The following is a 24,595-nucleotide window of genomic DNA, read 5'->3' as shown; positions in this document are numbered from 1 at the left end:
TTGTCAAACTGGTAAAAATACCATCGCTCGTCCTGCTGCAACGCATCATGGTTGCCCTGACCCGATGCTGATTTTGCATGGAGAGAAGGCGCTCATCGTGCCAGAATGTCGGCTCACCGTTTCAACCGAAAGTCTGCAATGCACGATCCTCTGGTTTATCTGAATGGCGTCATGACGCCGCTGTCCGAAGCAAAAATTCCGGTCCTCGACCGTGGCTTCATTTTTGGTGATGGCATCTACGAAGTGATCCCGATTTACCAGCGCAAGCTGTTCCGCGCCGAACACCATATGGCACGGCTGTTCCGCAGTCTGGCGGCGATCGGCATCACCAATCCGCATACCAGGGACGAATGGATGGTGCTGATCGACCAGGTCGTCAGCGCCCATCCGGCCGATGACCAGATGGTCTACCTGCACATCACGCGCGGTGTCGCCAAGCGTGCGCATGCCTTCCCGAAAGACATCACGCCGACGGTGTTCATCATGACCAATCCGATCGTCTTGCCGTCTGCGGCAGTGCGGCAAACCGGCGTGGCGTGCGTGTCGATGGAAGACAAGCGCTGGCTGCGTTGCGAGATCAAATCGATTTCGCTGCTGGGTAATGTGCTGGCCGCACAGCATGCCGCCGAGCAGGATGCGGTCGAATCAATTCAGTTCCGGGATGGCTTTCTGACGGAAGCCTCGTCGTCGAACGTCTGGATCGTCAAGGATGGCGAAGTCATGGGCCCACCGAAAGACAATCTGATTCTCGAAGGCATTCGCTACGGGTTGATCGAAGAACTGTGCGCCGCCGCCGGCATCACGCTCAGTGCGCGCCGCATCACGCGCGACGAAGTCTTTGCCGCTGACGAAGTGCTGCTGACGTCGGCCACCAAGGAAGTACTGCCCGTCAGTCACATCGACGGTCTGCCGGTTGGAAAAGGCGTGCCCGGCCCCATTTATGCGAAACTGTACGCCGCCTACCAGATCGCCAAGGCGGCCTGACCTTTTTATCGAGAGCCACACCATGAGTACAACGCCGGAAACCCCCGCCAGCCTGATCGAGTATCCGAGTGATTTCCCGATCAAGGTGATGGGCCCGATGCATGACACCTTTGCCGCGACCATCGTCGAGGTGGTCATGCAGTTCGATCCGGAGTTCGGTCATCACAAGCTGGAACAGCGGCCGTCATCGAAGGGCAATTACCTCGGTCTGACGGTGACGGTACGCGCCACCAGCCGCGAGCAACTTGATGACCTGTACCGGGCACTGAGTTCGCATCCGATGGTCAAGATGGTGCTTTGAGGCAGAAGCTGCGCGCGCTTCTGACCGGCACTCGGCAGTATTGCCATGGCCATTCTGCCAGGCCCGCCGCTGTTTTTTTTCATGTTTTCCTACACCGGTTTCAGTCGCTGTCTTATAGGTCGCGCGGGTGACGACTGCTACGCTTCCTGACATTATTCAATGGATGGACGCATCGGATGCATCATGGGCAAATACTTACTCGGCTGGCTACTCGGCGTTCCCGCCATCGTATTGCTGGTGATTTATCTGTTCATGCGTTAATTGCATAGCCAGGGTGCGACGTCGATCGCTTTGTTGTCATTAGCTCCCCCGATGCCGGACGACGGTATCATCCTTGCCGGTTGCCAGATTCAACAATAAAGGACCCAACGATGATATCAAGCACTCCTCCTCGACAGAGCTTTCGGATCCTGCTGATCGACGATAACGACGACGCCAACGAATCGATGGCAGCGCTGCTGGAGTTAATGGGCTACGACGTGCGCACCGCCACCAATAGCGCGACGGCACTCACCCTCACCGCACAATTCGAGCCGCAACTCATCCTTTCCGATATTGGCTTGCCCGACATGAATGGCTACGAGCTGGCCCCGGCGTTACGTCAGATCACCGGTGCGCGCAAAGTGATCCTGGTCGCCGCAACCGGCTACGGCAATGCCGATGACAAGCAGCGTTCGCACGTCGCCGGCTTCGACCATCATCTGGTCAAACCACTCGATGCCGACATGCTGCTCGAATTTGTGGCCACTCAGGCCGCCGCGTATTGATGCACAGGCTGGCATGACATCCTCCGATCCCGTCGCCGACCTGCAGCGCCAATTGGCCGACCTGCAGGAACTGCTCGCCTGGCTCGACACCCAACAGCAACAACAGCACGATGTGCTGGCAGCCGAAGTGCACGATCAGCTCGGCTCTTCGCTGACGGCGCTGGCCATGCGGCTGGCACTGATCGAACGGCAAACCTTAGCCGGCAACGATGCGCGACTGGCCGGACAGTGGCTCAAGAGTAACGCTGTGCTGAGGGGAATCACCCAAACGTCGCGCCGTATCCAGCACCAGCTGCATCCGGTCACGCTGACGTCGCTCGGCCTGCACGCCATCCTGACCGATTTCCTCGATGCATTCAGTTCGCGTACCGGGACGCCGTGCACACTCGCCCTCAGCGGGCCAGAACCGGAGTTGTCACCCGAGGCGGTGCAGGGCTTGTTCCATCTGCTGCAAGAAAGCTTCACCAATATTGAACGCCATGCGGGACCTTGCCAGGTACGGGTTACGTTGAGCAACGACAATCAGCAATGTCATCTCGCCATCGAAGACACCGGCCGCGGCTTCGATCTGGCCGGGTTGGACTGGCAATGCAGTCATGGCTTGCGTCTCATGCGTGAACGCGCCGCCCGGCTGCCGGCAAGGCTCGATCTGCACAGCCAGGTGCAGTCAGGTTGCCGCGTCAACGTCGCGCTGACCTTACCGGCATAAGACCTCCGCCACGATTCCGGCGGCTTGCCTTGCTTCTGCCAGCGGCGCCTCCGATGGTAAAACGGCACATCGGTGTCTATACTGGGGTGACGGCCTTCCTCGGCACCGGGAATTTTTTCCCCTCATCCGCTTTACTATTGGGTGTGCTACCTGTAGCCCCCGACGAAAGGAATCCCCCATGACTCTGAACAACGACAAGCAATCCTCGCGCATCGTCACCGGCCTGTTCCATGACCGTGACAGCGCAGAACACGCCTACACGACGGTAGCCGAACGCGGTTACCACCGCGACGACGTCAATGTGGTGATGTCGGACGATACCCGCCTGCGCCACTTCCCGGACGACAGCACACTGGTTACCGAACTAGGCAGCAAGGCCGCCGAAGGGGCCGGCATCGGCGGTGCCATCGGTGGAACGCTAGGCGCGATTGCCGCTGCCATCGCCGCCATCGGCACCACGCTGGTACTGCCCGGACTGGGACTGGTCGTCGCAGGTCCGATCGCGGCCGCCATCGCCGGCGCCGGTGCCGGCAGCGTCACCGGTGGGCTGGTCGGCGCGCTGATCGGCTGGGGCCTCCCCGAAGAACGGGTCAAGCATTACGAAGCCGGTATCCGCGACGGCGGCATCCTGATGGGAGTCACTGCTCGCAACGAAGAAGACGCACGGCATTTCGAGCAGGAATGGAAGGCCAAAAATGGCGAGCACGTGTATTTGTAAAGACCGACGGGACGGCAAAAAGAGTGACTCTTCTTCGCCTCTTCCTACAGCCCGATCAGTCACTGTCCTATAGTTTGATGTTTATCAAAATGCTACGATGATGCTTCAGTTCTGCTTGAGCACTTCGATCCTATCGACAGTTCCGCAATGGTCATCGATACACCCGCGTGGTGAAAGCAGACGGGCCAACCGGAGCACACATCATGTCACACCGAACACTCGCGATCACATTGGGACTAATCGGCTGGGGCCTCACCTATCTGATCGCCAAATCCCGCAAGGACGCGGTGCGGCGCGAGGCCCGGCTAAGCAGAAAACAGCTGACTACATGGGAAGGCGAAGGTGGTAACTTGACACCCCCGCCCTCCCCCGCCGTTACGTCAGCAACCCGAGCCGATCTGCACTGAGTCCGGCTTTCATTGCACGGGTTTAATTTTATTTACTCAAGGATAAAAACATGAATTCCAACGACAACATCAAAACCACCATCGCCAACAATGGCGCGACTGCCGACAGCAGCATCGACAAGGCCAGCAACGCCGCGCAAGAAGCGATCACCAAGGCCGCCGAAATTGCCCATCCTGCCGTCGAGCGGTTCACTGCCGGTGCCCATCAGGCAGTCGAAAAGATGATGAGCGTCGCCAGCTCGACAGCCGAAACCGTCGCGCATCGCAGCGAACAGCTGATGGATGCGCAAGAGCGCCTGGTCGAAGATTGCCGCACCTATGTGCGCCAAAAACCGGTCACCGCCCTGGCCATCGCCGCCGGCGTCGGCTACCTGCTGAGCCATCTGCTAAGCAAACGCAACTGACCATACCGCTCTGAGGAAAGCACCCCCGGCGAAATCCGGCGGTGCTTTTTTTCGTTACACTGATGCGATGCCAACCCCTCTTATCATCCAGCGTGGTCACGAAGACTACAACACCACCTTGCAGGCAATGCGTGCCTACACCGATAGCCGCACCGCCGACAGTGCCGACCAGCTCTGGCTGGTCACGCACGATCCGGTCTACACGCTGGGACTGGGTGCCGATCCCTCCCATGTGCTCGATGCGCACGGCATCGCCGTGGTGCAAACCGATCGCGGCGGCGAAGTCACCTATCACGCGCCGGGGCAGGTCATCGTCTACCTGCTGATCGACCTGCGCCGCCAGCGCAGCGACCGCCGCTTGCTGGCGCGCGAATTCGTGCATGGCATCGAGCAAGCGGTCATCGACACGCTGGCCGCGTATAATCTGCACGGCCAACGCCAGACCGGCGCACCCGGCATTTACCTTGCTGACGGCCCGTTTGAAGGGGCAAAAATTGCAGCGCTAGGCTTGAAAGTCCGGGTCAATGGCTGCACTTATCATGGCGTGTCGCTGAACGTGGCCATGGATCTGACGCCGTTTTCGTGGATCAACCCGTGCGGATATGCAGGACTGCAAACCATCGACATGCGCAGCCTCGGCAGTGACGCGACGGTCGAACAACTCCAGGTGACGCTGACTGGACAACTGATACAACAACTGAAAGGACACGCTCCTGCAGCGGCTTGACGCAGGAGTCAGACACCATGGCAAACGATCCGACCGAACTGGCGACACCGCTTTACTACAATCCGCTCGACAAGCAAAAAGGTGCCGGCAAGACGGCGCGTATCCCGATCAAGATCGTGCAGGCCGAGCGCTTGCCGAAACCCGACTGGATTCGCGTCAAGTCGGCGCTGCCATCGAGCCGTTTCTTTGAGATCAAGGACATCCTGCGCGCCAACAAGCTCGTCACGGTTTGCGAAGAAGCCAGCTGCCCGAACATCGGTGAGTGTTTCGGCAAGGGCACCGCGACCTTCATGATCATGGGCGACAAATGCACCCGGCGCTGCCCGTTCTGCGATGTCGGCCACGGTCGTCCCGACCCGCTCGACCCGGACGAGCCAGAAAACCTGGCCAAGACCATCGCCGCATTGCGCCTCAATTACGTCGTCATCACCTCGGTCGACCGCGACGACTTGCGCGATGGCGGTGCCGGCCATTTCGCCGAATGCATCCGTCGCATCCGCGAACTGTCCCCATCGACCCGCATCGAAATCCTGGTACCGGACTTCCGTGGTCGCATGGACCGGGCCCTGGAAATTCTCAATCTGGCACCGCCGGACGTGATGAACCACAATCTCGAAACCGCGCCACGCCTGTACAAGGAAGCCCGTCCGGGTTCCGACTATGCGTACTCGCTGAACCTGCTCAAGCGCTTCAAGGCGTTGCACCCGGCGACGCCCACCAAGTCCGGCATCATGGTTGGCCTCGGTGAAACCGACGAAGAAATCCTGCAGGTCATGCGTGACCTGCGCGAGCACAACGTCGACATGCTCACCATCGGCCAGTACCTGTCACCGAGCGGCGACCACTTGCCGGTCCGCCGCTACGTGCATCCGGATGTCTTCAAGATGTTCGAGGCCGAAGCCTACAAGATGGGTTTCGTGCACGCGGCGGTCGGCGCGATGGTGCGCAGTTCGTATCATGCTGATGAGCAGGCGCTGGGGGCGGGTGTGACGATGAATGCCCGGACTTGAGAACGTGAACGCCGGTGCAATGCCCTTCGGTTATTGCACCCTACGATTGAGTGGTGGTCGTAGGGGTTGATGTTGATGTTGATGTTGATGTTGATGTTGATGTTGATGTTGATGTTGACTTGGCAGTTGACTTTGACCTGTTCCGCATTGAAGCAGCTGCCAAAAACGGTAGTCAGGCAAGGGATCAGAGGGGCGCATGTCTGAGCGAAGCGAGTTTGCGACCCTCCCCTTGACTGACTACCGTTTTTGGGAACCCGAAGGGCAGCCGCTTCGCGGTCGCCTTTTTCTTGGTTACTTCTTTTTGGCGAAGCAAAAAGAAGGGACCGCATGCCGGTCCGGCTGCCGGGCCGCCCCCGGCTTGGTCGTGGCGGAGCGCATACAGAATCAGCAACCGCAGTCAGTGCATTCGGTGCAATGCCCTCCGGTCAGGTCCGTTCGTAACGCTAAATAGCGACCTCAGCCGAACCACACGTAACCTACCCCGCCAGCGCCGTTTCCAGTAACTGATGCAACGCCGCAAAATCCGGCTCGCCCACATAGCGCTTGATGATCTTGCCTTCCTTGTCGATCAGGAAGGTCGTCGGCGTCAGCTTGACATCACCGAACGCCTTGGCCAGTTGATCCTGCGGATCAAGCGCGACCGTGAACGGCAACTTGCGGGTCTCGGTGAAATTGAGCACGTAGTTGGGTGGATCGTAACTCATCGCGACGGCGACGAAGTCCAGACCGCGCGCGTTGTAGCGCTCATAAGTCTCGACCATTTGCGGCATTTCCTTGACGCAGGTGGTGCAGCTGGTGGCCCAGAAATTGACCATCACGACCTTGCCGCGCAGGCTAGATAACGGGATTTGCTTGCCCTGCAAATCGGTGAAGGTGACGTCCGGTGCGGACTTGCTCGACGACATCGACAAGGTACCAACGACGCCAAGAATGATCACCGCGGCAAGGCCCAGCAGTTTCAGATACAGACTTTTGCGCGAGGTGGAAGGGGTGGGTGCTTGCATGGCAGACCTGCCTATCGTAGTGAACTCGAAGCCTCATTATAGGCATGCCTGCCATGGCGCTTATTTTTACGGCATTTTTACTTGACCGACATCTTTCTCGAGCGCAAGATTCGGCCGGTCACCTCGCCTGTGACCAACCCCTCCAGCATTGATGTCACAGCCTTGTCAGATCGTGGCTGCATAGTGCCGGCAACTCAGATCTAGCCCGACATCACCCTGGCTACTCTCAAAAAATTATCCTGCCGGGAGTAGTTCATGTCGCTCAACCGACGCCATCACCATCGCTGCATCATTGCCGCTGCACTGGCATTGCTAGTGACCTTTTCCCTGACCGCGGCACCGCTGCTGGAACGCAAGGGCGAACAGATCAGCGTGCCCGCCGGCTCATCGCTGCGCGCCCGCCTGCTTGTCAGCCCGGTCGGCAGCGCATCAACCGCACGCCAGCTAGCGTTGCCAGCGATAGTCGAGGCGGACCCGGCACTGACCGTCAACATTCTGCCGCCGCTCAGTGGACGACTCGGTACGGTCTCGGTGCGCCTCGGTGACGTGGTGCGCCAGGGCCAGTTGCTCGCGCTGCTGCAGGCACCAGATATGACACAGGCAGCCGCCGATCTCGACAAGGCCACCGATGCCCGCGTACTGACCCGGCGCGCCCTCGAACGTGCCGACGCCGTCAATGCCGCCGGTGGCAACGCCGGCAAAGATACCGAACAGGCCCGCAGCAACGACATGCAGGCCCAGGCCGAAATGCAGCGCGCCAGCGCCCGTCTTGCTGCGCTGGGCAGCACCGACGGCCACCGCGCACTGCGAATTACCGCGCCCATCGCCGGGGCCGTGACCGTCGTCGGCACCGCCGCCGGAGCCTACATCAATGACACCACCGCCAGCCTGATGACCATCGCCAATCTCGAACGCGTGCTGGTCACGGCCTACGTGCCAGAAAACCAGATCGGCGCGATCAGCCGCGGCCAGACGGCCGATATCCGCTTGCCGGCCTTTCCGGGGCTGGCCTTGCGCGGCGTCATCAGCTATGTCAGCGCAGTGGTCGAGCCCGATACCCGCCGCATCAAGGTACGCATCACGCTACCCAACCCGGACGGCAAGCTCAAACCCAACATGTTCGCCAGCGTGCAGGTCAGCAGCGCGTCCTCGCCCCGTCTGGTCCTGCCGACGTCGGCACTGCTCATGAATAACGATAGCGTGAGCGTCTTTGTCGAGACCGCGTCATGGACCTTCGTGCGTCGCCCGGTAACGCTGGGTAGCGAAGACGGCGAGACCGTCCAGATCCTCTCCGGCGTGCGTGCTGGAGAACGTGTCGTGGTGCGTGGCGGGGTACTGCTCAATGATTGACCAGCTCATTGCGCTGTGCTTTCGCCGTCGCCGGCTGGTCTGGGTCGTGGCGCTGCTGGTGACGCTGTTCGGTTATGTCTCGTGGACCCGCATGGCGGTCGAAGCCTATCCCGATATCAGCGATGTGACCGTACAGATTTCCACGCAGGTACCAGGACTGGCTGCCGAGGAAATCGAACAGCAGATCACCACGCCGCTTGAGCGCGCGCTGGGCAATACGCCCGGCGTGGTCACGATGCGCTCAAGCAGTACCTTTGCGCTGTCGCTGATCACGCTGGTATTTCAGGACGGCACCGAGGATTATTTTGCGCGCCAGCGCGTCATCGAGCGCATCGGGCAAGTCACGCTACCGACCGGTATTCAGGCCACGCTTGGCCCGGTCTCCAGTCCGAACGGTGAAATTTACCGCTACACACTGGAGTCCGACAGCAAGAATCTGGCCGAACTGTCCGAGCTTCAGAAGTGGGTTGTGATCCCTGCCTTCAAGCAGGTTGCCGGGATTGCCGACGTCAACAGCTTTGGCGGCTACACGCGCGAGTTCCAGCTCGAACTCGACCCGGCACAATTGCAGCGTTACGGCCTGGCACTAAGCGATGTCGTCACGGCGATCAACAACAACAGCGCCAATGCCGGCGGTGGCCGCGTCGCCCGCGGCGAGCAAAGCTACGTGGTACGCGGCATCGGGCAAATCCATACGCTGACCGATCTCGGCGCCATCGCTGTCACCCAGGCGGCTGGCGTGCCGGTCTTCCTGCGCGAGCTCGGCAAGCTGCAATTCGGCCATCAGGAGCGCGAAGGCATTCTCGGCAAGGACAGCAATCCCGACACCATCGAAGGCATCGCGCTGATGCTGAAATACGAAAACCCTTCGCGCGTGCTCGAGGGCGTGCATGCCAAGGTCGATCAGCTCCAGAAAAAACTGGCCCTGCTGGACGTGCGCATCGTGCCGTACATCGATCGCGACGACCTCGTCAAGCTGACGGTCCACAAGGTGACCCACACGGTACTCGAAGGAATCGCGCTGGTCTGTCTGGTGCTGATCCTGTTTCTGGGCAGTCCGCGCAGCGCCATCGTTGCGGCGGTGGCCATCCCGATGGCGCTGGTGACGGTGTTCATCATCATGAGTACGACGCGCATGCCGGCTAACCTGTTCTCGTTGGGCGCGATCGATTTCGGCATCATCGTCGATGGCGCGATCGTCGTGATGGAAGCGATCCTGCGCCGGCGCGAGGAAGCACCCGAGCGCGAACTCACCGAGCTCGACATTCTCGATACCACCCGGCAGGTGGCGCGACCGATTTTCTTTGCCACGCTGATTATCGTGGCGGCCTACTTGCCGCTGTTCGCGTTCCAGCGCGCCGAAGGCAAGCTATTCACGCCGATGGCCTATACCGTCTCGTATGCGTTGCTCGGCGCGCTGCTGTGCGCGCTGATGCTCATCCCCGGCCTGGCGTACGTGGCGCTGCGCAAACCGCGCAAGATTTTCCATAACCGGCCGCTGGTCTGGCTGACCGCCCGCTATCGCGTACTGCTGGCCGATTTACTGGAACGGCCATGGATCGCGTATGGCGTGAGCCTCGCTTCGCTGGTCGCCGTGCTGATGCTCGGTGCCAGTGCCGGACGCGAATTTTTGCCGGAACTCGATGAAGGCGCGCTGTGGCTGCAGGTGCAATTGCCGGCCGGGATGTCGCTGGAAAAGTCCAGCGAGATGGCGAGCGAACTGCGCCGTACGCTGCGTGAATTCCCCGAGATCTCCTACGTCGTGACCCAGCTCGGTCGCAACGACGACGGTACCGACCCGTGGACGCCGTCGCATATCGAGGTGCCGGTCGGTCTGAAACCCTACGATCAGTGGCCCGCTGGCGTGACCAAGGCAGCACTGGTCGAGCGCCTCAATGCGCGCTTCGCTACCATGCCGGGCTTCACCATCGGTGTCAGCCAGCCCATCATCGACGGCGTCAATGATGCCATCGGCGGCGCCCACAGCCCGCTGGTGCTGCGCGTCTACGGCAAGGATCTGCATGAGAGCCGGCGCATCGGCAACCAGATCGTCGCGCTGCTAGGCACCGTGCGTGGCACCGCCTCGGCCAGCTTGTTTCAGGAGCCACCGATACCGCAAATGGTGGTGCAGGTCGACCGCGAAGCCGCCGCCCGCTATGGCATCAATGCCGCCGATATCGCGGCATTGATCCAGACCGGTATCGGCGGCGCACCGATCATGCCGGTGTATGTCGGCGACCGGGTCTACAACCTCACGGTGCGCTTTCCGAAGGACAGCAAGGGCAGTCCGCAGACGCTGGGCAATCTGTTTCTTAATAGCGCATCGGGTGCCAGGATCGCGCTGTCGCAAGTGGCCAGCATCACCTTGCATAGCGGCGAAAGTACCATTTCGCATGAAGCCAGCGAACGGCAGATTACGGTGCGCATCGACAACCGCGGCCGCGACCTGACCTCGTATCTGGATGAAGCACAACGACGCATCGATGCCGAGGTGACATTCGACAAAAAGACCGTGCGCCTCGAATGGGCTGGTCAATTTGAAAACCAGCAGCGCGCGCAAGACCGTCTGGTCGTCATTCTCGGCGTGGTGCTGTTGCTGATGGCGCTGCTGCTGTTTTTCCAGTTTGGCCAGCTGCGACTGGTGCTGCTCATTCTCGGCGTGGTGCCGCTGGCCACGCTGGGCGGATTGATTGCAGTCCATGTGACGGGCGAAACCCTCAATGTCGCCACCGCAGTGGGATTCATCGCGCTGTTCGGGGTATCGGTCCAGAACGGCATCATCATGGTCGCCAACATCCGTCGCGTGCGTGACACCGGTGCGAGCCTGATCGAGAGCGTGACCGGTGGTGCCACCGAGCGCTTGCGACCGGTACTGATGACCGCCACCGTCGCATCGTTCGGCATGCTGCCGGCTGCGCTGGCCACCGGCGTGGGGACCGACGTGCAGCGCGGTCTGGCTACCGTGGTCGTTGGTGGACTGGTGATCTCGACCCTGCTGACGCTCTTCATTTTGCCGACGCTGTATTTTGTGATGGAACGCTTTGTTGATCGCACAGCGTGGGGCCGACCAGCCGGGAGCGAGGCATGAAACGGATGAAGCCGATGAAGCGGCTGATGGTGGCGCTGCTCGCAGCACTCGGCGGATGCGCGGTCGGACCGGACTATGTGCGCCCGGACAACGCCCTGCCGCTCTCCTATCTGCCCGCCGGCGAAGCGCTGGCAGACACGTTCGACCGGCACGGCAGTACCCTGCCGGCGCAATGGTGGACGCTGTTTCGCTCGGCACCGCTCGATGCGTTGATCAGCGCCAGCCTGCAGCACAATCCGAGCGTCGAAGCGGCGCAGGCAGCGCTGCGACTCGCGCAAGAAAATGTCGCCGCCCAGCAAGGGGCGGCGCTGCCGATGGTCGATCTCGGGTTCACCCCCACGCGGCAAAAAATTGCCGGCACGCTGGCGAGCCCGGCGGCATCGGCCGCCTCCATCTATAGCCTGCACACCGCGCAAGTGACCGTGTCGTACACACCGGACCTGTTCGGCAGCAACCGCCGTCAGGTCGAATCGCTGCAGGCGCAAGCCAGCCAGCAACGCTTCCTGCTGGACGCGACCTACCTGGCGCTCACTGCCAATGTCGCCAACGCGGCCATCCAGGAAGCCGCGCTGCGCGGCCAGCTGGCCGCCACCCGCGAGATCATTGCCAGCCAGACGCGTGTGACGGCAATGGTGCTGCGCCAGGTGCAACTCGGTCAGCTTGGACGCGCTGATGCAGCCGCGCAGGAAGCGCTTCTGGCCGTCGCCGAAGCAAGCTTGCCGCCACTCGAAAAGCAGCTCGCCCTGCAACGCACTCTGCTCACGATGCTGGCCGGACGCTTTGCCAGCGATGTGGTTGTCGAGCAATTCGACCTGGCCAGCTTGCAGCTACCGGAGCGCCTGCCGCTGACGCTGCCATCGACGTTGGTCGAGCACCGGCCCGATGTGCGCGCGGCCGAAGAACAGCTGCATGCGGCCAGCGCTGCCGTTGGTGTGGCCATCGCCAACCGCTTGCCAAACATCACGCTGGGGGTCAATGCTTACGGCTCGTCGGCCAACCGGCTGAGCGATCTGTTCAAGGCCGGGACGGGCTTCTGGTCCCTCGCAGGCAACATCACGCAACCGCTGTTCGATGCCGGCATGCTGCAACACCGGCAGGCAGCGGCGCAGGCGGCCTATGAACAGGCGGCAGCGCAATACCGCTCCAGCGTCCTCAATGCGTTCCAGAATGTCGCCGATGCGTTGCAGGCGATTCGCTACGATGACGTCGCCGAACGTGCGGCTGACCGCGCCGAACAAGCCACGGCACGCAGCCTGGCCATCCTGCGCAACCAGCTGGCGCTCGGGGATGTCAGCGCACTGTCGATACTGATCAGCGAACAGGCGTACCAGCAAGCGAAGCTGACCCAGGTGCAGGCCCGCGCCAACCGGCTGGCCGATGTAGTCGCGCTCTGCCAGGCGCTGGGTGGCGGCTGGTCACCCGGTACGCCGCACTGAACTCAGGGCCGCAAGTACGCATAGCCTTCGCGCGACTGCAACCGGGCGATTTCGGCGACACCGGACGGCACCACGGTCGCGGCGGCGATGACCTGCGTTGGCGCGATGTCATACGTGGCCAGCGTGTTGCCGCAAATGCGAAATTGCACGCCTTGCTGCACCAGCGCTTCCACCGCCGGTTCAAAACGCGTCCCGGCGGGATCGGCCGCGTCTTTGAGCAACAGCTTGATGCCATCGGCAAGCGCCACCACCACGATGCGGGTATCCGGCGCAGCGCGCAGATGGTTGCGAATATTGGCCAGCGCTCGGGCGGCCTGAGCCGAGCCATCGCTGAGGTGATAGACGACCTTGACCGGTTCGTCCGCCAAAGCCGGTGCGGCGATACCGGCCAACAAGATGCCGCCAATGACAACAGCTTTCAAAAAACGACGTCGCATAAAATATCCTTGAACAATCAGAAAGGGTTGACGTGAAAACCCGGATAGCTGGCCGCCACCGCCGGCGGCAACGGCGCATCGATGGCGCTGCATACTGCGCGCAGCAAATCGGCAACGTTCGCCGGCAAGGGACCGGCATCGGTCTCGCTCGCCACCGCGACCAATGCCTTGAGCAAAGCCGGTTTGGCCAGCGGTGCCAGTTGCAACAGGTGCCCCAGTGCATCGCGGACCTGATCGAAGTCGATACGCTCGACGGACCGGAAATCGCTGGCCGCCAGCGCCAGCTCGGGGCAGCGTTGTGTGCCGCGCAAAAATCCATCGATTGGTGCGGCACTGCCGCTGACAGCATGATGGGCCAGCAACGATAACAGCAAGGCGACCTCGCCGCGCAGCATGCCGAGCTGGTCGAACCGGACCGGTACTGACCGACCCGCGTGCGGATGGAGACGGCGCACCAGAATCGTCTGCAGCACGAACTCCGCCAGCGTCACACGCTGGTCGGCTGCAATCAGTGCGCCGACGGTGACCAGCAACTGCGCACGTTCGGGCGGTGACAACTGCTTGAGCGCCGGCATCGCCAAATCCAGCAACGGCAGTCGCGCAATCGCCGGCAGGACCGCGATCTGTTGTGCCAGATGGATCGCCAGTGCGGTTTGCGGTGACGGGCAGGCGTCGAGGATCGCCTGCTGGACGGTGTGCTGTGCGCCCTCATCGAGCAGCAGCGCGAACACCAGCGCACGCGCTGCATGCGGATCGCGCACCGCCCTGTCGAGATCAGCGCTAGCCCAAGGCAGCGCCGGGCTGCCCGACGACGGCGGCAATGCAGCGGTTGCCGAGGACACGGTGAGCGTAACGCCGTCCATGGCAGCGGCCAGGCTGACCGGCGCGAAGGCCAGATCAGGCAGGCGCGCGGTGACCACCTCTGCAAGCGGCAATGGCGGCGCATCGAGCATGCCAACCTGCCGGCCAAAAATACGATGCAATCGCTCGGCAATCGTCGGATGCGTGGCAAACAGGCCTGCCACCAGGCTGGGTCGGACGGCACCCAGAAACAGATGCGACAGTTGCTCTGCATTCGGACTGGAAATCTGCGAACCGGGCGCGTCATCGCGCGACAATCCGCCGATTTTTCGCAATGCGCCACCGATACCATCCGGATTGCGGGTGAACTGCACCGCGCTGGCATCGGCCAGAAATTCGCGCTGGCGCGACACGGCCGACTTGATCAGCCGGCCAAAAAAAATACCGATGTAGCCAATCACGAACAGCACCAGGCCAGCCGTGAACACGACCACTTGCAATGACGAGCCTTTTTCATCACGGCCGGACCGGCCCCAGACCCGCCCGCCAAATTCCATCAATTGCTGACCAAAACCAGCCAGCATCTGGATCCCGAACAGGACACCGATCAAGCGCACATTCATGCGCATGTCGCCGTTGAGGATATGACTGAATTCATGCGCGATCACCCCCTGCAATTCATCGCGCGTCAGCCGCGTCAGGGTGCCGCGCGTGACTGCCACCACGGCCTCGTTCGGGTTATAGCCGGCGGCAAAGGCATTGATCGACTCTTCACGATCAAGCAGGTAGACCTTCGGGCAGGCCACGGCCGATGCGAGTGCCACTTCTTCGACCACATTGAGCAAGCGTCGCTCCTGCGGATCGCTGGTGGCGCGCGATACCAGCCGTCCGCCCACCCTCTGCGCAACGGCATCACCGCCCTCGCGCAGATTGAACAATTCGATCAGTGTGCCGCCACCGATCAGGCCCAGCGTCAGCGCGGTATTGGTGAAAAAAAAGGCAGCCGGATAGACGTGCGGAGCGGAAAATTTACCGCCTTGGTACGCAATCCACAGCAACGCAGCAGCCACGTTCACGCTCAGCACGATGGCACTCACGGCAAGAAGGAACAGGATCAGCAGCGTGCGGGTTTGCCGTCGCGCCTGTTCCTGCTGCTCGAAAAAGTCCATGTGCTCGGCTTCGCCGTGAGCAGGATCAGAACGCCACCTTGACTACTTTGCGCTCGACCGGCGACTCGGTGGCCTGCAACAGTTCGCCGCGCTTGAATGCACCCATCGTTGCGACGAGCGATCCGGGGAATTGCTCCAGCGCGGTGTTGAAGTGCATCACCGCGTCGTTAAACGCCTGGCGCGAAAAGGCGATACGGTTTTCGGTGCTGGTCAGCTCCTCGGTCAGCTGCATCATGTTCTCATTGGCCTTGAGATCCGGATACGCCTCCGACAACGCAAACAATTTTCCCAGCGACGTACCGAGTGCGCCCTCGGCACTGGCCATTTGCTGCATGGCGATAGCACTGGCCGGATCAGCGACCGCCTGCGCGTTGGCAGCAACCGCCTGGTTGCGCGCCAGAATGACGGCTTCCAGCGTCTGGCTCTCGTGCTTCATGTAGGCCTTGGTGGTTTCCACCAGATTGGGAATCAGGTCGTAGCGGCGCTTGAGTTGCACATCAATTTGCGAAAAGGCGTTGCTCGACTGGTTGCGCAGGCTAACCAGCCGGTTATACGCACCGACTGCCCAGAACAGCACCAGTAACATCACACCCGACAAGACGAGGAAGGCGGTCATATTTTCTCCGAGAAAAAAGCCGCCGGTCCGGGGAGGACTGGAGGCTTACAGCGGGAAGGCCAAAAAAACCGGTTGAGTCTGCTTATTTGTCGGCGGCCGTGCCCTGGGTCGTGGTCAGCCGACGCAATTCTTCGTCATCGATGAGTTCAAATACCTTGACGACTTTTCGTACTCCGTTGACACCGCGTGCCACTTCGGTTGCGAGGTTGCCTTCCCGTTGCGTGACGCGCCCCATCAAGTACACCACGTTGCGCTCGGTCACGACCTTGATCGAGTTGGCGTACAGGTCCCTGGTATCGACAAACGAGGCCTTGACCTTGCTGGTCACCAGCGTGTCATTGGCACGGTCACTGAAACTGGACGGTGCTGCGATGACCAGTTCATTGACGACCGACTTGACGGCCTGAATCGCCGTGACTTCCCGTTCGACCTCTGCCTTGGTTTTTTCGTCACGCACTTCACCCGTCAGCAGCACACGCCGGTTAAAGCTGTTCGTGTTGACGTGTGCGGTGTCGCCGAACAGTTGCGGCAGACGGGCTTCGGCCTTGACGGCGATAGCCTTGTCTTCGGTCTGTGCACCTAGCGTACGGCGGTCCGTGGCGGCGATGGTGCCCATCACGGCCGTACCGATGGCCATTTCAATACAGCCCTGCAAGCTGGTAACAACCACACCGCATAGCAGGATGGTCGCCAGCGGGCGGCTGGCGCGCGGCCAGGTCCGATGTGCCCAATCAATCATTTGCATCTCCTCCGAAAAGTGCGACGTCGATGCCGTCGCACAAACAATGAATCGTTAATAAATGCACTTCCTGAATCCGTGCAGTCCGGTCATGCGGCACGCAGATGTGGACGTCGGCGTCGGTGAGCATGTCGCTGACCGCACCGCCACCCTTGCCGGTCAACGCAACGATGCGCATGTCGCGATCCAGCGCGACATCAATAGCAGCCAGCACGTTGGCCGAGTTACCCGAAGTCGTCAGTGCCAGCAGCACGTCACCCGACTGGCCGAAGGCCTGAATCTGCTTGCTGAAAATTTCATTGAAGTTGTAGTCATTGCCGACTGCCGTGATGATCGACGTGTCGGTGGTCAAGGCCAGCGCCGGCAGTGGCAAGCGCTCACGCTCGAAACGACCCACCAGTTCGGCGGCAAAGTGCTGGCAATCTGCCGCCGATCCGCCATTGCCGCAGGCCAGAATCTTGTTGCCATTGGACAGCGCCGTGAACATCAGTTCTACCGCTTGCGAAATAGGCAGTGCGAGTTCTTCGGCCGCCTGCATTTTCAGGTCGGCACTTTCGCGAAAATGGTCGAGGATGCGTTGGTTCATCATGGTGTGGGCTTGTGGTGAATGTCAGGGCTCGTCGCAAAACAGGTCAGCGGGACGGCACGGGAATGGTCAGGAGTCGAATGCATTTTGCAACCATGTTATCACCGCGCCGTCGATTGCCACCACATCGAAACGGCACGGCGGCATATTGCCACGGTAGCGTTGCAAATAGCATTGCGCCGCAACGACCAGCCGGCGCTGCTTGCTGACGGTGATACTGGCCGCCGCGCCACCGAAACCTGCCGTCGCGCGCCGGCGTACCTCGACGAATACCAGCACGGCACCGGCCTGCATGATCAGATCAAGTTCGCCACCCTTGCACGAAAAATTACGCTCGATTAGCACCAGGCCCTGTTGCTGCAAATAAGCCAGCGCCAGGTCTTCGCCGGTGTCGCCGCTGCGCTGTTGATCGGTGTGACTGGCACGGAATAAGCCCATGTCAGCGGGCCGGCACCAGCGGCGACACGAACCCGTCACGGTAGATCGCCTGCAGCGGGATGCGCCGGAAACTGGTCGTGCCATCACCGAATTTGACTGCCAGCTTGCCGCTGACGCCATCGAGCGTGAAGTCGGTGTGACGTGCACCGATCTCGGTGGCGATGCGCGATGCATCAATACCGAGTGCATACAGGCGCTCCAGATTGGCATTGCGCGGCTGGTCCGGCGACGGCAGCACACGCGGATAAATCATCACGGCCGGATGGCTCGGTTCGATCATCCATGGCAAATCAAGCAAGCGCGTGCTGTCGAGGTCCGGCCACGCTGTGCTGCTGGTGCGCCCCTGCAGCACGAACGGATTGAGCTGGGAAATCCCGTACAGCGGCAACTCGCTGCCGACCACTGCACGCACCTGACGCGCCTGTGCCGCATCAAGCGCCAGAAATGCCAGCGCCGGCTTGTCGGTTTGCAGCGCCTTTTTCAGGGTGGCGAGGCTGGCGGCGTCGAAATGGGAACCGGTATTGGGTAGTTCCAGAACCTGTGATTCCAGCCCCAATTGCTGCCACTGGGCGACATAGGCCTTGGCGGTACGGCGCTGCCAGGCAGCGCTGCCTGAGAGGACGAGCGCACGCGCGTCCGTCTTGCCGGTGCCGGCCCAAGTGGCGACCTGACGGGCTTCTTCTTCAAGCGACAGGCCGATGACCAGTAACTGGCTTGGCAATGCGCCGTCGCCCTCGGGCGGACTCAGGGCGATGGTGGGCCGACGGACGGCGTCGGCCTGAATCAGGGCAGTCACGTCGGTACGCGATAGCGGTCCAACCACAATGTCATTGGCCAGCACGGCCTCGGCATAGGTCGACAGCACCTCGGCAGTGCTGCCGTCGGCGCTGTCGCCAGTGCTGTAAAGCGTCAGTACGGCACCGTTGCGGTCGCGCTCGAAGCCCGCCACGAAACCCGCACGTACCGCTTCGGCGGCCTGGCCCAGCGCTTCGGAACGCAAGGGCAGCATCAGGGCAATCCGCGAGGCTGGTGGTGCTGGTGGTGTTGGTGGCGCTGGTGATGTTGGTGATGTTAGTGATGTTGGTGACATTGGTGGCGCTGGCAGTGTTTGCTGCGACGCGGTCGGCACCACCAATTCCACAGCGGCAAGTGACGGATCGGACAAGCCCGCCGCGCCGGTTGTGTTTGCGCCCGCAGTCGCGCACAATCCGACCAGCACGGCCCTCCCCATCCACGGTGTCAGCCAAGCCATTCGCCATTCTTGTATCCACTTCCTTGCCATGATCCCTCCCCGATGACTGCACCCGTTACTTTCCCCTTGCTCGAAGAAGTGTCGCAGCAGATGTATCCGCTGTCCACTTTGTACGTGGTCGCCACGCCAATCGGCAACATCGGCGATATCAGCGTGCGTGCGCTGCACCTGCTCGGACTGGCCGACGCCGTGGCCTGCGAGGATACCCGCAACACCGCCCAACTGATGACCCGCTACGGCCTGTCAAAAACCCTGATCGCGGCGCACCAGCACAACGAGCGCGAAGTCGCCGACAAGCTGATCGCCCGCCTGCAGGCCGGCCAGCGTATCGCACTCGTATCGGACGCCGGCACCCCGGCGATCTCGGACCCCGGTGCCCGCATCGTCGAGGCAGTCCGCGCCGCCGGCTTGCGCGTGTTGCCGCTGCCGGGTCCGTCGGCGGTAATCACGGCGCTCTCGGCCAGCGGCTTGCAGGATGCGCAATTCTATTTTGTCGGCTTTCTGCCGGCCAAGGGCAAGCAGCGCGATACCGTGCTCGGCACGCTGCGCGGGATCGCCGCCACGCTGGTGTTTTACGAAGCACCGCACCGCATTGTCGATGCAGTCGATGCGCTCGTCGCTGCGTTTGAACCGACCCGGCAAATTGTCTTTGCGCGGGAACTGACCAAACTGTTTGAAGAAATCCATCGCTGTGACCTGTCGGAGGCTGCAGCCTGGCTAAAAGCCGATGCGCACCGTGAAAAAGGCGAATACGTGGTGCTGCTCGACGGCGCACCGAGTGCGATTGCCGCCGATGAAGTCGAAGCCGACCGGGTCCTGCGCATTCTGCTGGCCGACTGCTCGGTCAAGCAGGCGGCAGCTCTGGCAGCGCAACTGACCGGACAAAAGAAAAATGCGTTGTATGAACGGGCGCTTGTGATCAAGGGTGAGGCGTAATCCGCATTTAATCCACACTTGATCCGCACCCTATTCAGGGACAGAAAACCCGAGCGACCGATGCGGGCGAGGTGCTTTCACGACATCTGCCGTCAGCCCCAAAGTATTTTTTCCTTATGGCAGGTAAGATGGCCCATTACCAGAACGCATCAGCCAGGCAGTGACACCGGGCGACACGCACCGCACCGCCCACCAGGAAAAATCCATGACCCAATTTGTAAAACTGAGCAGCCACACCATTCCCGTCCTGCAAGCGACCGTCGAGCAATACATCGAACCCGACTCCGGCGTCCTGCATATTCACCTCGAGACCGATCAACCTGAACTGGTTTTTCTGGTCGCCTTCCCGACCGTCCCGCAGATCAGTGATGGCCGCGCCCACATCCTCGAACATCTGGCCCTGTGCGGCTCGGCCCGCTATCCGGTTCGTAATCCGTTTTTCTCGATGCTGCGCCGCTCCACCGCGACGTTCATGAATGCGATGACCTATCCCGACCGCACCGTGTACCCGTTCGCCAGCACCGACAAGAAAGACTTTTTCAATCTGCTCGATGTCTATCTCGATGCGGCATTTTTCCCGAATCTCGATTACCTCAACTTTTTGCAGGAAGGCTGGCGCTTCGGCCTCGATGGCGAAGGCGACAAGACCGCGCTGACGTATCAGGGCGTCGTCTTCAATGAAATGAAAGGGGCGTTCAACAGCCCGATGCGTGCGCTCGATGCCGGCATTGCCGGAACGCTGTTCAAGGGCACCACCTATGAGGTTGAATCCGGCGGCGATCCGCTGGTCATTCCCGAGCTGACGCACGCGATGCTCAAGGAATTTCACGCCACGCATTACCATCCGTCGCAAGCGATTTTCATGACGACCGGCCGCATTGATGCCGCTGAAATCCAGCAGCAGATCAGCGAGCGCGTGCTGTCAAAACTGACCGAAGGCGGCACCCCGCGTCGCTTGCCGGAACTGGCCCCGGCCTGGAGTGCCCCGCAGGAAAACATCGTTCGCATTCCGTCGCAGGAAGCGCGCGCCGACGAGTTCGGTATCCAGTTCGCCTGGCGCATGGGCGAGGCGATTGATCCGCAAGCGTATTACCACCTGCACCTGCTGTCGGCCGGTTTGCTGGGTGACTCGTCAGCCCCGCTGACCAAGGCGATGGAATCGGCAGGCTACGGCCGGCCCTCGAGCATGAACGGCCGTGATGCCGGTGCACGCCAGATGGTGTTCCATCTCGGCATGGAAGGCTTGACCGAAGCGCAGGTGGAACTGGCGCGTGACCGGATCTGGGCCGCGCTCGAAAAGACCGCTGTCGACGGCATCCCGACGTCCGTCCTGCAAGCGACACTGCGCGACATCAAATACAGCCAGCGCAAGATCAGCAGCGGCCATACGCCACACGGTCTGTCGCGTCTGCTGCAGGTACTGCCGATGGCAATGTACGGCGGCGATGTGCTCAATGCCCTCGACAACGAGGCGATCCTCACCACCCTCGAACAACAAATTCAAGACCCGGCCTTCTTCAAGGGACTGGTGCAAGCACTGATCGATTCGCCGACCCGCCTGACCACCCGCGTGGTCCCCGACGCCGACTTTTTCATTGCCCGCAAGGCGACCGAAGATGCGCGTCTGGCAGCACGCCTGGTCACGCTGACCGATGACGAACGCACGCGCATCCGCGCCGATTCGGCCGCACTCGAAAAACACCAGCAGTTGCCGACCAACTCCGAACTGCTGCCGCGCATTTTGCCCGGCGATGTCAGCGCCATGCCGCGTCCGGCATTGCCGATCCCGGCGGCAGTGAACGGCGCGATCAGTTTCTCGATCGCCTCCAACGGCATCAGCTATGCCAATGTGCTGTATGACGTTTCAGCACTGTCCGACAGCAACTGGGCCTGGCTGCAACTTTATACCGATGTGGTCAGCGAACTGGGAGTGGGCGAGCGCGATTTCGAGGAAACCAGCGCATGGCGTCAACGGCTGGTGCCGTCGTTCCACGCCAGCCTCGAAGCGATCCCGCAAGACGATGGCAAACTGCACGTCGAGTTATCGTTCTCTGCCAGCGGCTTGCGCGAAGAACAGGCCGCGATTGCCACCGTGCTGTCCGAATCAATCAGCCATCCGCGCTTTGATGAAGCCGAACGGATGGCCTTCCTGATCGAAAGCCTGGTGCAGGACAAGCTGACCAGCCTCGCCGAAGCCGGCAGCCACTACGCCTCTCTGGCCGCCACCGCGCCGTTGTCGGCCCTGCGCCGCTTTGCCGACCTGACCGGCGGTGCTTCCGCATTACCGTTTTACCGGACGCTGCAACAGCTCGCGAAGACACCGCAAGGTCTGGACGAGATCGCCACGCGCTTGAGCGCTTTGCATCAGCGCATCATTGCCGGCAAGGCAACCATCCTGTGCGCCGGCATCGAGCAAGACGGTGCGGCGCTGGCGGCGTTGGTGAAGTTGCCGGTCGCCGAGGCCATCAGCACACCCGATCTGGCCAGCCTGACCACGCCATCGGTGGGCAATGTGGCTTTGCACGCCACCAGTCAGATCAACCATTGCGTGATCGCCTGGAACGCCCCGCGTGTTGGCCACGCTGACGCCGCCGCATTGGCCGTGGCATCCGAACTGCTGTCGCACCAGATCCTGCATCAGGCCTTGCGCGAACAGGGCGGCGCGTATGGCGGTTATGCCAGCTATGGCGCCAATTCCGGCGTGTTCACGATGAGTTCGTACCGCGATCCGCGCCTGGCCGGCACCTATGCCGATTTCACCAGCGCGGTGGATCAATTGCTGGCCAGCGATTACTCGCAAGAGACCATCGAAGAAGCCATCATCTGCGTGATCAAGGGACTCGACAAACCGCATACGCCGTATGCCGAAGCCCTGACTGCCTGGAACCTGCAACAACGTGGCGTCACCCCGGCGATCCGCCAGCAGTTCCGTACCGGCGTACTCACCTGTACCGCCGCGCAGGTCAAACAGGCAGTCCAGCACTGGCTGAAAGATGGCATCCCGAACCGGGCTGCCTTTGCCGGTAATACGACACAGGAACTGGCCGGACTAACCGTCGTCGACCTGGCGGCGCTGGCGGCCTGACGGTCATCGCACGGTCGGGCCAACTGCCGCTGGCTGCCAATTCGCCGGCCAGCGGCGGCGCAGCAGTCCAGTTCCGGCTAATCACCCACGCTGTCGGAGGGATACTGCAAGGCGGTGCGCAACAGGTAATGCATCGGCATCATCATGTTGATCCCGCCGGGTGGAATGGGCATTTCAAACCATTTTTTATATAACGCGTTGAGTTCTCCGTCATTGATCAGGCGCGCCATTTCGAGATCCACCACACGCTTGAACTTTGGCTCATCCTTGCGCAGCATGATGGCGTAGGGTTCGGCAGATAACGTGGTTCCCGTGATCACGAATTTTTCCGGCGTTCTGGCACTTGCCCGCAACCCGTACAGCAAGGCGTCATCCATGGTGAAGGCTTCCGCCGTGCCGTCTTCCACCATCGCAAACGATGCCGCGTGATCGGCTCCTTCGACGATTTTCAGGTCCAGCGCACGCACCTTGTCGCGATCCTTGAGCAACTTGATGGTGGTCGTGCCCTTCGTGGTGACGACCGTCTTGCCACGCAGGTCAACCCAATTCTTGATGCCCGAGTCCGCCCGGACCAGCATGCGTACTGTCGCGACAAAGTGGGGGATCGTGAAGGCGACCTGTTTTCTGCGCTCGGCATTGTTCGTCGTCGAACCACATTCGAGATCCGCCTTGCCGTCCACAATTGCCGGAATGCGATTGGCCGACGTCACAGGCACATACACGATCTGAAGAGTAGGTAACTTCAGTTCCCGCTGCACCGCGCTGGCGATTTTTTTGCACAGGTCAACTGCATAGCCGACTGGGACACGGTTTTCGTTCAGGTATGAAAAAGGAAGTGAGGATTCGCGATGGGCGATGTGGATCGTGCGGGTTCGACGAATGGTGTCGAGCGTATCGGCTCCGTGCGCCATGATCGGGAGTCCGCCCCACCCACCCCATATCGACGCCAGCAGGGCAAATCGCAAAGTCTGTGTTCGCATCGAAGGACTCCTTTATAACGGCAGCGGTCGGTCAGCGGCAGTGCGATAACATGCCGGAAAACCTGACTTTGTTTGGAAATGCCGAAGAAATCAATACTTTTGGTATGCGCAGGATGCGCAACTTTGCAACCAGCAGGCAAAGGCCCGGTTGCACACAGCCAGAGTGTTGCTAAAAGAGATTTTTAATGACGTGTCACTGACCGATTGCCAGCGCTTTCAACCATCCGTCAGTGACACACAATCCCGGACATCAAGCCCTGATCACATGGCCAGCTTCTTGAACGTTTCCAGAACAGCCTCGCCCTTGAAAGGCTTCACTATCCAGCCTTTTACCCCGGCCGCTTTGCCGCGCTCTTTCATGGCCGGGCTGCTCTCGGTGGTCAGCATGATCACGTTGATCATCTTGTTACCCAGTTCGCCGCGCACCTTTTCGACCATGGTCAGCCCATCCATATTGGGCATGTTGACATCACACACCACCAGTCGTAACGACGGATCGGCCTTGATTTTTTCCAGCCCATCCTTGCCATCGACGGCGGTGGCAACATCAAGCCCACTCTTTTTAAGGAAGCCCGCCACCTCATCGCGTACGGTACTGGAATCATCTACAACAAGAATTTTTGCCATGCACCTGCCCCTTTAAAACAATCA

General features: G+C 61.0%; 24 protein-coding genes. 14 read left to right on the top strand and 10 right to left on the bottom strand.

Going from position 1 to position 24,595, the window contains the following annotated elements; translation table 11 throughout:
- Positions 1-138: 138 nt before the first annotated feature.
- From QN370_RS07360 to lipA, 9 genes are all read left to right on the top strand, one after another.
- Entirely contained in the window at positions 139-984 is an 846-nt protein-coding gene (locus QN370_RS07360) for a D-amino acid aminotransferase (protein WP_322129024.1), read from the top strand.
- Positions 985-1,006: 22 nt separating this feature from the next.
- Positions 1,007-1,285, top strand: a complete 279-nt coding sequence (locus QN370_RS07355) for a DUF493 family protein (protein ID WP_322129025.1) — start codon at positions 1,007-1,009, stop codon at positions 1,283-1,285.
- A 371-nt stretch (positions 1,286-1,656) separates the two neighbouring features.
- Positions 1,657-2,052: a response regulator gene (locus QN370_RS07350; RefSeq protein ID WP_322129026.1), complete on the top strand. Its 396-nt coding sequence runs from the start codon at positions 1,657-1,659 to the stop codon at positions 2,050-2,052.
- 13 nt (positions 2,053-2,065) lie between these two features.
- The gene (locus tag QN370_RS07345; protein ID WP_322129027.1) at positions 2,066-2,761 is read left to right on the top strand and encodes a sensor histidine kinase; all 696 of its coding nucleotides are present in this window, start codon (positions 2,066-2,068) and stop codon (positions 2,759-2,761) included.
- Positions 2,762-2,939: 178 nt separating this feature from the next.
- On the top strand, positions 2,940-3,479 hold the full coding sequence (locus tag QN370_RS07340) for a hypothetical protein (RefSeq protein WP_322129028.1): 540 nt from the start codon (positions 2,940-2,942) through the stop codon (positions 3,477-3,479).
- A 203-nt stretch (positions 3,480-3,682) separates the two neighbouring features.
- Positions 3,683-3,886 (top strand): hypothetical protein, encoded by a 204-nt coding sequence (locus tag QN370_RS07335; RefSeq protein WP_322129029.1) that lies wholly within the window; start codon positions 3,683-3,685, stop codon positions 3,884-3,886.
- 50 nt (positions 3,887-3,936) lie between these two features.
- Entirely contained in the window at positions 3,937-4,290 is a 354-nt protein-coding gene (locus QN370_RS07330; protein WP_322129030.1) for a hypothetical protein, read from the top strand.
- A 67-nt stretch (positions 4,291-4,357) separates the two neighbouring features.
- A complete protein-coding gene (lipB, locus tag QN370_RS07325; protein ID WP_322129031.1) occupies positions 4,358-5,017 on the top strand; it encodes a lipoyl(octanoyl) transferase LipB in 660 nt (219 codons plus the stop codon).
- 17 nt (positions 5,018-5,034) lie between these two features.
- Positions 5,035-6,027 (top strand): lipoyl synthase, encoded by a 993-nt coding sequence (gene lipA / locus QN370_RS07320; RefSeq protein ID WP_322129032.1) that lies wholly within the window; start codon positions 5,035-5,037, stop codon positions 6,025-6,027.
- A 476-nt stretch (positions 6,028-6,503) separates the two neighbouring features.
- Here lipA and QN370_RS07315 read toward each other — a convergent pair whose 3' ends face one another.
- Positions 6,504-7,031 carry a TlpA disulfide reductase family protein gene (locus QN370_RS07315; RefSeq protein WP_322129033.1) on the bottom strand — a complete coding sequence of 176 codons (528 nt, stop codon included), beginning with the start codon at positions 7,029-7,031 and terminating at the stop codon, positions 6,504-6,506.
- A gap of 255 nt (positions 7,032-7,286) precedes the next feature.
- On the opposite strand from QN370_RS07315, the gene QN370_RS07310 reads away from it, so the two are divergent.
- Genes QN370_RS07310 through QN370_RS07300 form a run of 3 tightly spaced genes read left to right on the top strand, consistent with a single transcriptional unit; the run spans position 7,287 to position 12,905 of the window.
- Positions 7,287-8,381, top strand: a complete 1,095-nt coding sequence (locus QN370_RS07310; RefSeq protein WP_322129034.1) for an efflux RND transporter periplasmic adaptor subunit — start codon at positions 7,287-7,289, stop codon at positions 8,379-8,381.
- Positions 8,374-11,469: a CusA/CzcA family heavy metal efflux RND transporter gene (locus tag QN370_RS07305; protein ID WP_322129035.1), complete on the top strand. Its 3,096-nt coding sequence runs from the start codon at positions 8,374-8,376 to the stop codon at positions 11,467-11,469. The genes QN370_RS07310 and QN370_RS07305 overlap by 8 nt, the downstream gene beginning before the upstream one ends.
- On the top strand, positions 11,466-12,905 hold the full coding sequence (locus QN370_RS07300) for an efflux transporter outer membrane subunit (protein WP_322129036.1): 1,440 nt from the start codon (positions 11,466-11,468) through the stop codon (positions 12,903-12,905). The genes QN370_RS07305 and QN370_RS07300 overlap by 4 nt, the downstream gene beginning before the upstream one ends.
- A gap of 2 nt (positions 12,906-12,907) precedes the next feature.
- Here the strand turns inward: QN370_RS07300 and QN370_RS07295 are convergent, their stop codons facing one another.
- The 7 genes from QN370_RS07295 to QN370_RS07265 all read right to left on the bottom strand — a co-directional run bounded on the left by QN370_RS07295 (position 12,908) and on the right by QN370_RS07265 (position 18,943).
- A complete protein-coding gene (locus QN370_RS07295; RefSeq protein ID WP_322129037.1) occupies positions 12,908-13,342 on the bottom strand; it encodes a DsrE family protein in 435 nt (144 codons plus the stop codon).
- 17 nt (positions 13,343-13,359) lie between these two features.
- Positions 13,360-15,312: a M48 family metallopeptidase gene (locus tag QN370_RS07290; RefSeq protein WP_323581699.1), complete on the bottom strand. Its 1,953-nt coding sequence runs from the start codon at positions 15,310-15,312 to the stop codon at positions 13,360-13,362.
- A gap of 25 nt (positions 15,313-15,337) precedes the next feature.
- Positions 15,338-15,928: a LemA family protein gene (locus QN370_RS07285; RefSeq protein WP_322129040.1), complete on the bottom strand. Its 591-nt coding sequence runs from the start codon at positions 15,926-15,928 to the stop codon at positions 15,338-15,340.
- Positions 15,929-16,010: 82 nt separating this feature from the next.
- A complete protein-coding gene (locus tag QN370_RS07280; RefSeq protein WP_322129041.1) occupies positions 16,011-16,667 on the bottom strand; it encodes a BON domain-containing protein in 657 nt (218 codons plus the stop codon).
- Positions 16,660-17,256, bottom strand: a complete 597-nt coding sequence (locus tag QN370_RS07275; protein ID WP_322129042.1) for a phosphoheptose isomerase — start codon at positions 17,254-17,256, stop codon at positions 16,660-16,662. Before QN370_RS07275 ends, QN370_RS07280 begins: the two co-directional genes overlap by 8 nt.
- Positions 17,257-17,322: 66 nt before the next feature.
- Complete coding sequence (locus QN370_RS07270) at positions 17,323-17,691, bottom strand: YraN family protein (RefSeq protein ID WP_322129043.1); 369 nt, start codon at positions 17,689-17,691, stop codon at positions 17,323-17,325.
- A gap of 1 nt (position 17,692) precedes the next feature.
- Positions 17,693-18,943: a penicillin-binding protein activator gene (locus QN370_RS07265; RefSeq protein ID WP_322129044.1), complete on the bottom strand. Its 1,251-nt coding sequence runs from the start codon at positions 18,941-18,943 to the stop codon at positions 17,693-17,695.
- Between the two features lie 42 nt (positions 18,944-18,985).
- Here QN370_RS07265 and rsmI point away from each other — a divergent pair, with 42 nt between their 5' ends.
- Positions 18,986-19,879 carry a 16S rRNA (cytidine(1402)-2'-O)-methyltransferase gene (gene rsmI / locus QN370_RS07260; RefSeq protein ID WP_322129045.1) on the top strand — a complete coding sequence of 298 codons (894 nt, stop codon included), beginning with the start codon at positions 18,986-18,988 and terminating at the stop codon, positions 19,877-19,879.
- A gap of 205 nt (positions 19,880-20,084) precedes the next feature.
- Positions 20,085-22,964, top strand: a complete 2,880-nt coding sequence (locus tag QN370_RS07255) for an insulinase family protein (RefSeq protein WP_322129046.1) — start codon at positions 20,085-20,087, stop codon at positions 22,962-22,964.
- Positions 22,965-23,041: 77 nt separating this feature from the next.
- Here the strand turns inward: QN370_RS07255 and QN370_RS07250 are convergent, their stop codons facing one another.
- Positions 23,042-23,944, bottom strand: a complete 903-nt coding sequence (locus QN370_RS07250) for an amino acid ABC transporter substrate-binding protein (RefSeq protein ID WP_322129047.1) — start codon at positions 23,942-23,944, stop codon at positions 23,042-23,044.
- A gap of 261 nt (positions 23,945-24,205) precedes the next feature.
- On the bottom strand, positions 24,206-24,571 hold the full coding sequence (locus tag QN370_RS07245; RefSeq protein ID WP_322129048.1) for a response regulator: 366 nt from the start codon (positions 24,569-24,571) through the stop codon (positions 24,206-24,208).
- Positions 24,572-24,595: the final 24 nt, after the last annotated feature.

It is taken from the genome of Actimicrobium sp. CCI2.3 (genome assembly GCF_035019065.1).
In the GTDB taxonomy this organism is placed as follows: domain Bacteria; phylum Pseudomonadota; class Gammaproteobacteria; order Burkholderiales; family Burkholderiaceae_D; genus Actimicrobium.
Note: the sequence above shows the minus strand (reverse complement) of the source record. Positions and strands in the feature narration are given on the sequence as shown.